The organism is Chamaesiphon sp. OTE_75_metabat_556, from assembly GCF_031378165.1.
Classification (GTDB): domain Bacteria; phylum Cyanobacteriota; class Cyanobacteriia; order Cyanobacteriales; family Chamaesiphonaceae; genus Chamaesiphon.
Genome location: NZ_JANNDR010000114.1, coordinates 1 through 1,621, shown reverse-complemented (window position 1 = coordinate 1,621; position 1,621 = coordinate 1). Strand labels below are relative to the sequence as shown.

The window sequence follows — 1,621 nt, the reverse complement described above, 5'->3', positions numbered from 1 at the left end:
GGAATAATTTTTCACCCGTGCTGGGGTCGAAGATAAATAGCCAATCAGGTGTTAATTGAACTGCTAACTGCGTACCAAGTAGACTAGCACTACCGATATTGCCGACGCGCTCGGACCATTCTGGGTTAGCGAGGAGATTGATTTGGGTAGTAGTGCCATCGATCTTGGCTTTGAGTAGCGTTTCCCGACCGAGGGTTTCGATCCCATCAATTGTCACCGTGAGGCTGTCAGGGGTGCCAGTTGGGACGATCGTCAGATATTCGGGACGAATACCGAGACTAAAACCTTGGCCATTGCGGAGTTGCAGCCGATCGACTAATGCTGGCAAACAGGTAAGCTGGCTAGCCCCGATCTGCCAACTGAGATCGTGATAAATCGCGGGAAAAATATTCATCGGTGGCGTACCGATAAAAGTTGCCACCATCCGATCGATCGGATGGTGGTAAATTTCATAGGGCGTGCCGATTTGCTTGATGTAGCCGCGATCGAGGACGACGATGCGATCAGCCAGGGTCATGGCTTCGACACAATCATGGGTGACGTAGATCGTGGTGATGCCAACTTGCTGGTGCAGTTGCTTTAATTCGCTGCGAGTATTATCGCGGAGGGCGGCATCGAGATTGGAAAGTGGCTCGTCTAATAGGAATACTTGGGGCGATCTGGCGATCGCGCGACCGAGGGCGACGCGTTGCTGTTGGCCGCCAGATAGTTGTTTGGGTTGTCGATCGAGTAATGTATCTATTTTCAGGGACTTAGCGACGTCGAGAATCCGCCGCTCGATCGTTGCTTGATCCACACCGCGCATTTGCATCCCAAAGGCCAAATTTTCAGCTACAGTCATGTGCGGATAGAGGGCATAATTTTGGAAGACCATCGCCACATCGCGCTGTCTGGCGGGGACGCGATCGACTAATCGATCGCCAATATAAATATGTCCGCTGGTGGCTGTCTCCAATCCAGCAATAATCCGCAGCAGTGTCGATTTACCGCAGCCTGATGGCCCCACGAGTACCCAAAATTCACCATCAGGAATCTCGAAGGAGATATTGTCGATACCGATAAATCGCTGCTCTGGAGATGTAGGTGCGGTGGCGAATTTCCGGCTGATTTGTTCGAGTCTGACACTAGACATAGATTGCAGTCGATCTCGATCGATCCTGATGGCGAATACTGCTTTTATTCTACTGCCGAGCGCGGTTGAAAAGTAGGTGCCAACTCGTTGGCGTCACCCAATCCCAACTTAGTAAGTTCGTAAGCCTTCGGCAAGCTGCGCCAACAACTATCGATGCTGTAGCTAAAAGGACAAAACCGCTACTGCGCTTAGGTCGTAGGACTGCATCGACAATCCAGTGACATCATCAAAATAGTTGACGATCGCCGATTGAATCGATCCTCTCATTCCCAACTCCAGCTATCCGTGCAGATTCCTGAGTAAAATAGATCCAGTACAGCATAGATCTGACCGTGACCAAAAGGTCGCTGTCAGAAACTTAGAATTTCCAGGGATAACCATGTCTAACGCCGAACAGCCAGCGAAAATCCATCTACCCAAAACCAGCGAATCGGAAACCCTCAAAAAAATTAGACACACCACCTCCCATGTGATGGCGATGGCGGTACA

General features: G+C 50.5%; 1 protein-coding gene. It reads right to left on the bottom strand.

What is annotated here, in order from left to right:
- A partial coding sequence (locus tag RMO27_RS05080) for an ATP-binding cassette domain-containing protein (protein ID WP_309729954.1) occupies window positions 1-1,132 on the bottom strand: 1,132 nt, incomplete at its 3' end.
- Window positions 1,133-1,621 lie beyond the last annotated feature (489 nt).